Source organism: Vibrio halioticoli NBRC 102217 (genome assembly GCF_000496695.1).
Lineage (GTDB): Bacteria > Pseudomonadota > Gammaproteobacteria > Enterobacterales > Vibrionaceae > Vibrio > Vibrio halioticoli.
In genome coordinates this window covers 130881-137269 of sequence record NZ_BAUJ01000008.1, presented here as the reverse complement: position 1 = coordinate 137269, position 6389 = coordinate 130881, and the positions used below count along the sequence as shown (strand labels likewise).

Genomic DNA, 6389 nt, shown 5'->3' with positions numbered 1-6389 from the left:
GTACGATTGGTATTACACCTTTAGACTTTTTTGGCGGGAGCACAACTATGACCAACTTAACCATTACACGCCCAGATGATTGGCATGTACACCTTCGTGATGGTGATGTACTAAAAGATACAGTAAAAGACATTAGTCGCTACAATGGTCGCGCTTTAGTTATGCCAAATACCGTTCCGCCAACGACCAACACCGAACAAGCTATCGCTTACCTTGAGCGTATCAATGCACACAATCATAGCGATACTTTTAAGCCGTTAATGTCGCTTTATTTGACAGACAACACCAGCAAAGAAGATATCCAACAAGCAAAAGCATCAGGTCAAGTTGTTGCATGTAAATTGTACCCGGCAGGTGCAACCACTAACTCGGATTCTGGCGTAACTGACGCTAAGAAAATCTACCCTGTGTTAGAAGAGATGGAAAAACAAGGTATCCTACTGCTGATTCACGGTGAAGTGACTACGCACGATGTTGATATTTTTGACCGTGAAAAACAGTTTTTAGACACAGTGTTAGCACCTATCGTGAGCGATTTCCCTAATCTAAAAATTGTCATTGAGCACATTACGACTGCTGACGCGGTTGAGTTTGTACAAAATGCCAATGACAACGTTGCCGCAACGATTACTGCGCACCACTTGATGTATAACCGTAACCACATGTTAGTGGGAGGCATTCGTCCGCACTTCTACTGCTTGCCAATTCTAAAGCGCAACAGCCATCAAAAAGCATTAGTCGCTGCAGCAACCAGCGGTAGCAAAAAATTCTTCCTTGGTACGGACTCTGCGCCACACGCTAAAGGTCGCAAAGAAACCGCTTGTGGTTGTGCGGGTTCATACACAGCCCACGCATCATTAGAACTTTACGCAGAAGTATTTGAAGCCGAAGGCAAACTAGAGCACCTAGAAGCATTTGCTAGCCATAATGGCCCTGACTTCTACAATCTGCCACGCAACAGCGATACCGTGACTTTAGTAAAAGAAGAGTGGGCAGTAGCCGAAACTATGCCATTTGGTAGCGACATCGTCGTGCCAATTAAAGGCGGTGAAACCATCTCTTGGAAAGTAGAAGCTTAATTAACTAGTAGCTATTAAATTACAAAGGGTTGCTGATTAAGCAACCCTTTTTCGTTTTACACTCTGCGCTATTATTCTTCGTCCTGCAAAGAACTCCACATTTGCGCGCACTTGATCGCTCATTGCCAGCCTGCGTAGCGTTTGGTGCGTTTTTCACTGTCACAAAGTGGGTGATAACGCGTTTCTATTTCAGAGCGAGCTTCCAGTTCGGATAAATCCTTCCAATAGCCAACACTTAACCCCGCTAAGAAAGCGGCGCCCAATGCCGTGACTTCGGTCAATTGCGGGCGTTGCACTTCGCAATTTAACAAGTCTGATTGAAACTGCATTAAGAAATTATTTCGCGCCGCTCCCCCATCCACACGTAAACTACTTAGCTCTATACAAGAGTCGGCTTGCATGGCATGAATGACATCATAAGTTTGATAAGCAATACTTTCTAAAGTAGCGCGCACGATATGTTCGGCACTGGTGCCACGCGTGAGCCCTACCATAGTGCCACGAGCGTACGGGTCCCAGTACGGTGCGCCTAGACCAGTGAAAGCAGGCACAACGTATACGCCATCAGAGGAATCCACTTTGTTGGCGTAATATTCAGAATCTTTAGATTCATTAAGCAGTCGCAATTCGTCTCTTAGCCACTGAATAGAAGCTCCTGCCATAAATACGGCCCCTTCAAGGGCATAACAAGGCTTTCCTTCGGCGTCGCAAGCCAAGGTGGTAAGCAAGCCGTGTTGCGAGTCCACCTTTTGCGAGCCAGTGTTCATCAATAGGAAACAGCCAGTACCGTACGTGTTTTTTACCTGACCTGGATTGACACATCGATGCCCAAATAATGAAGCTTGTTGGTCACCTGCGATGCCCGCAACTGGAATGCGAATCTCGCTATTTTCACCAATGCAGGTTTCTCCAAACAAACTTGACGAGGGTTTAACTTCTGGAAGCATAGATTTGGGAATATCCAGCAATTCGAGAATTTTCTCATCCCACTGCATGGTATTGATATTAAACATCATAGTGCGAGAAGCATTGGTGTGGTCGGTGGCGTGCACTTTACCGTGAGTCAGCTTCCACAATAACCAAGTATCCACAGTACCAAATAACAACTTGTCGTCGTCAGCCAGTGCTCTTGCACCTGGTACATTATCTAAAATCCATTTGATTTTACTGGCGGAAAAATAAGGGTCTAATACCAAACCTGTCGCGGTTTTTATGTACTCTTCCCAGCCTTGTTCTTTTAGCTCTTTACACAATTGACTGGTGCGGCGACATTGCCAAACAATGGCATTGTAAATAGGTTTGCCGGTCTCTTTGTGCCATACAATGGTGGTTTCGCGTTGATTGGTAATACCAATTCCTGCGACATCTTCTGGTGTAATAGAAAGCTTGTCTAGTACATCGATTAACGTTGAACGTTGCGATGAATAGATTTCCATCGGATCGTGTTCAACCCAACCTGCTTGCGGATAATACTGGGTAAATTCTCGTTGTGATTGAGCAACAATATTGGCTTGTGAGTCAAACACTACCGCACGAGAACTGGTAGTGCCTTGGTCTAAGGCGACAATGTAAGAGCCTGTGGCCATAGTTAATATCCTACTTAATTCGATTCAAAGAAATCATACTCAACATTATGGCAATTACGTGAGTGTCGAGATCGAGTTTTGCACTAAAAAAACGCTTAAATTGTCATTTGAGGCGCGGTAGCTCATAGTGTTTATTCCACTTATTGCACTAAATTAGTTCAGGTGCACCAAATAGCGCCACATAGTGGTGCAAAAGCACGCTACACAAGAGCAAAACCCCTATTAAACAATAGATTGGTTTTTGGAACAGTTTTTGCTTATTAAACTTAGTACCCAAAATAACAAGGAAGTGTCGTCATGCAAGATACATTAACCGTCATTTTAGCCGGAGGCATGGGTTCTCGACTTGCGCCCTTAACTCAAGACCGTGCCAAGCCAGCGGTTCCCTTTGGCGGAAAATACCGCATTATCGATTTCACGCTCAGTAACTGCCTACATTCTGGGTTGCGTCGCTTATTGGTTCTGACTCAATATAAATCTCACTCTCTACAAAAACATTTGCGTGACGGATGGTCCATTTTCAATCCAGAGCTGGGTGAGTACATCACAGCCGTCCCCCCACAAATGCGCAAAGGTGACGCTTGGTACGAAGGAACGGCCGACGCTATCTATCAAAACCTGTGGCTACTATCGCGCAGTGAAGCTAAGCACGTGGTGGTGCTGTCTGGTGACCATATTTATCGTATGGACTACCAACCTATGTTAAAGCAACATAAGAAAACCAATGCTGCGTTAACGATCGCTTGCATGGAAGTTCCTGCCCAAGAAGCTAGCGCCTTTGGTGTGGTAGGTGCAGAAGCAGACGGACGCATTGTATCCTTTTTGGAAAAGCCTGCCGATCCGCCAACTCTTGCGGATAAGCCAAACAAAAGTTTGGTTTCCATGGGCATTTATATTTTCTCAATGGAAGCTTTGGTAGAGGCGTTAGAGGCGGACGCTGATATTGATACGTCCAGCCATGACTTTGGACACGACATCATCCCTAAGCTTATCGATGCTCAAGGGGTTTACGCTTACCGATTTGGCTCTGAAGAAGGCCGAGTGTCGCAAGACGTATATTGGCGTGATGTAGGTACGGTTGACTCGTTTTATCAAGCCAATATGGATTTACTTGATCCGGTTCCGCCTATCGATCTTTATCAAGATGATTGGGGTATTCGCTCTTACGAACAGCAACGACCACCATCAAGAACCGTCCCCTCTGTCACGGGAAATCAAGGTATCTCTATTAACTCCATCGTTGCCAATGGCGTGGTGATTAGCGGCGGCTCGGTACAACGTTCCATTTTATCGTCCAACGTTAAAGTCAGCGATGGCGCCACCATAATGAACAGCATCTTGTTTGATGATGTTAAAATTGGCGAGCATTGCGAACTAAGAAACTGCATTATCGATAAGCATGTCACCGTACCTGATGGCACCAAAATTGGTTATGACATACAAGCTGACAGAGAACGATTTACTATTTCCGAGCAAGGTATTGTCGTCGTCCCGGAAGGCTATCACTTCGGATAATTCGGTGCATTAAACGCGCCTTACCAAATCAAACCTTGGGGATCATTCTCCACCTCCGCAATCAGTTGGTGGAGCTGGTTTCCAAGGGTTTCGATTGCTGGATGTGTATGCCAACCTTCAAACATGTCGTGTTGATCTCGATGCGCTATTAATAACGTCCACGCCTTGTCACGAATGAGAATTTTCGCCACCAAATAGCGATGATCGGCTTGTTTAGAATCTAACTTAAATCGAGTGTGGTAAAACTCAATACCCGTATCGGACAATTCAAATTCAGCCTTACTCAGTTCAACACACACATTGTGATTACGCGAGCAACACGCATCACTGGCCAGTTTGATTATTTGCCGTTGCTCCATTTCAGATAGCTTCATGGTGTACCTCATAATTTGACGTTGCACACTTGCTGACAAAAACACCAAACAATCGCATAAAAATGTTACGCATTGGTCATTTAGTGTCACTAATTTGTAATACAATCGTCTTACTCTGTGCAATATCTGTAATTATAGTTTGAAGAAGGATGAATATGTTTAGAGTAATTATCACGGCAATGGTCTGCCTGATACTGAGTATAGCGAACGTACACGCAGCTCAAGTGAATATCAGTGGTTCTACCTCGGTAGCGAGAGTAATGGATATTTTGGCCGAGAATTTTAACAACACGCATAAAGATACTTATATCGCAGTGCAAGGTGTTGGCTCTACAGCAGGGATTTCTTTAGTTAAGAATAATGTCGCAGAAATTGGTATGAGCTCTCGACTATTAACCGAAAGAGAGTATCAAGACGATTTAGTGGTCTTGCCTTTTGCCTACGACGGTTTAGCCGTTGTTGTGAACCAACAAAACAGTGTCGATAATATTACCCGTGAACAACTCTTTAAAATTTATACGGGCAAAATTACCAACTGGAAAGAGATTGGCGGAGCCGATCGTCCCATTGCTGTGGTGACTAGAGAAACGTCTTCAGGTTCTCGTTACGCATTTGAAGACCAAGTTGGCCTAACTCGCGTGCTAAACGACCGCCGTGTTTCAACTATTAGTCAAACAAGCTTAGTGGTTAGTACCAATAGCATGATGAAAACCTTGATCAGCTACAACCCGCAAGCGATCGGATTTATTAGCATGGGGTCTATTGACGCTTCTGTTAAACCACTCAACTTTGACGGTGTTGTGCCAAATTCGGTTAACTTACTGAACAAGAGTTACGAACTAGCGCGTCCTTTTTTGATCTTCCATCATAAAGATCTAAAAGACGAAGCAGCATTGCAGTTTGCCAAGTACGTTACCTCTAAAGAAGCCAGCGCTATTATTGAAAATCAGGGCTATACCGCTCATTTAAATAAATAACGCTAGCAGTATTAGTACATATAAAAATGGCCAAAGCTAAGCTTTGGCCATTTTTGATAATCTGTTGTTACGCTATCGATTAAAAGTATAAACGAATCACCGATTCAGCCACACAAGCTGGACGACGTACGCCTTCAATCTCCACTTTCAGTTCACGAGTGATCTCAAGACCTTTTTGAATAGGCGTCACTTTCACTAAACTGCTACGAGCGCGAATGTTGCTCCCTACACGAACAGGATAAGGGAAGCGAACACTGTTCATCCCCATATTAACGGTCACTTTAGCGGTAGGAAACAAAGGTTTCTCAGGATCAACAGCATCTGACAAACGAGGCAGTAGTGCCAAAGTAAGAAAACCGTGCGCAATAGTCGATTTAAAAGGAGACTCTTGCTGTGCTTTTTCTGGATCGGTATGGATCCACTGCATATCTTCAGTCACTCGACCAAACGCATCGACACGTTCTTGATCAATGCTAAACCAGCTTCCCACGTGCAACTCTTCGCCAATTTTTTGCGATAGCTCTAAATACAGCGCTTCCGCCTCAGGCTTCATCTCGATGATGTCTTGAGTGGGATTAGCTACTTCTTCATTTACTGCCGGCTTTTGAAAATCTTTTCCCCACGCGCGAAAAATGTGCTGTGCATGGGCACGGCTCACTAATTCACTCCAATACTCTCTAAGAGAAGGGGACATCTTATCCATAAACTCCATATGATGTCTCGAAAGAGATCCTCGTTTGTGTTTAAGAATATCAACAACTTTCATGCACGCTCCAGTGAAGCTTTGGGTAGCTATAGGGGCTCGATTTTGAACTAAATCACATTTTAACTCAACATGTGAATGTTGCCTCATGGCAA

Annotated in this window: 6 protein-coding genes; 3 read left to right on the top strand and 3 right to left on the bottom strand. The window is 44.3% G+C overall.

Features of this window, described 5'->3' with window-relative positions; genetic code table 11:
• The first annotated feature begins 47 nt into the window (after positions 1-47).
• Entirely contained in the window at positions 48-1079 is a 1032-nt protein-coding gene (pyrC, locus tag VHA01S_RS04140) for a dihydroorotase (RefSeq protein WP_023403095.1), read from the top strand.
• Positions 1080-1198: 119 nt separating this feature from the next.
• Here pyrC and glpK read toward each other — a convergent pair whose 3' ends face one another.
• Complete coding sequence (gene glpK / locus VHA01S_RS04135; RefSeq protein WP_023403094.1) at positions 1199-2665, bottom strand: glycerol kinase GlpK; 1467 nt, start codon at positions 2663-2665, stop codon at positions 1199-1201.
• Between the two features lie 297 nt (positions 2666-2962).
• On the opposite strand from glpK, the gene glgC reads away from it, so the two are divergent.
• Complete coding sequence (gene glgC / locus VHA01S_RS04130) at positions 2963-4180, top strand: glucose-1-phosphate adenylyltransferase (protein WP_023403093.1); 1218 nt, start codon at positions 2963-2965, stop codon at positions 4178-4180.
• A gap of 20 nt (positions 4181-4200) precedes the next feature.
• Here the strand turns inward: glgC and VHA01S_RS04125 are convergent, their stop codons facing one another.
• Positions 4201-4554 carry a DUF3024 domain-containing protein gene (locus VHA01S_RS04125; RefSeq protein WP_023403092.1) on the bottom strand — a complete coding sequence of 118 codons (354 nt, stop codon included), beginning with the start codon at positions 4552-4554 and terminating at the stop codon, positions 4201-4203.
• A 155-nt stretch (positions 4555-4709) separates the two neighbouring features.
• Here VHA01S_RS04125 and VHA01S_RS04120 point away from each other — a divergent pair, with 155 nt between their 5' ends.
• Positions 4710-5531: a phosphate ABC transporter substrate-binding protein gene (locus VHA01S_RS04120; RefSeq protein ID WP_023403091.1), complete on the top strand. Its 822-nt coding sequence runs from the start codon at positions 4710-4712 to the stop codon at positions 5529-5531.
• A gap of 79 nt (positions 5532-5610) precedes the next feature.
• Here VHA01S_RS04120 and VHA01S_RS04115 read toward each other — a convergent pair whose 3' ends face one another.
• Complete coding sequence (locus VHA01S_RS04115; protein WP_023403090.1) at positions 5611-6297, bottom strand: MaoC family dehydratase; 687 nt, start codon at positions 6295-6297, stop codon at positions 5611-5613.
• Positions 6298-6389 lie beyond the last annotated feature (92 nt).

Coding starts and splice junctions, on each gene's coding strand:
- VHA01S_RS04115 (WP_023403090.1), bottom strand. CDS start 6,297: ATGAAAGTTGTTGATATTCTTAAACACAAACGAGGATCTCTTTCGAGA.
- VHA01S_RS04125 (WP_023403092.1), bottom strand. CDS start 4,554: ATGAAGCTATCTGAAATGGAGCAACGGCAAATAATCAAACTGGCCAGT.
- glgC (WP_023403093.1), top strand. CDS start 2,963: ATGCAAGATACATTAACCGTCATTTTAGCCGGAGGCATGGGTTCTCGA.
- pyrC (WP_023403095.1), top strand. CDS start 48: ATGACCAACTTAACCATTACACGCCCAGATGATTGGCATGTACACCTT.
- glpK (WP_023403094.1), bottom strand. CDS start 2,665: ATGGCCACAGGCTCTTACATTGTCGCCTTAGACCAAGGCACTACCAGT.
- VHA01S_RS04120 (WP_023403091.1), top strand. CDS start 4,710: ATGTTTAGAGTAATTATCACGGCAATGGTCTGCCTGATACTGAGTATA.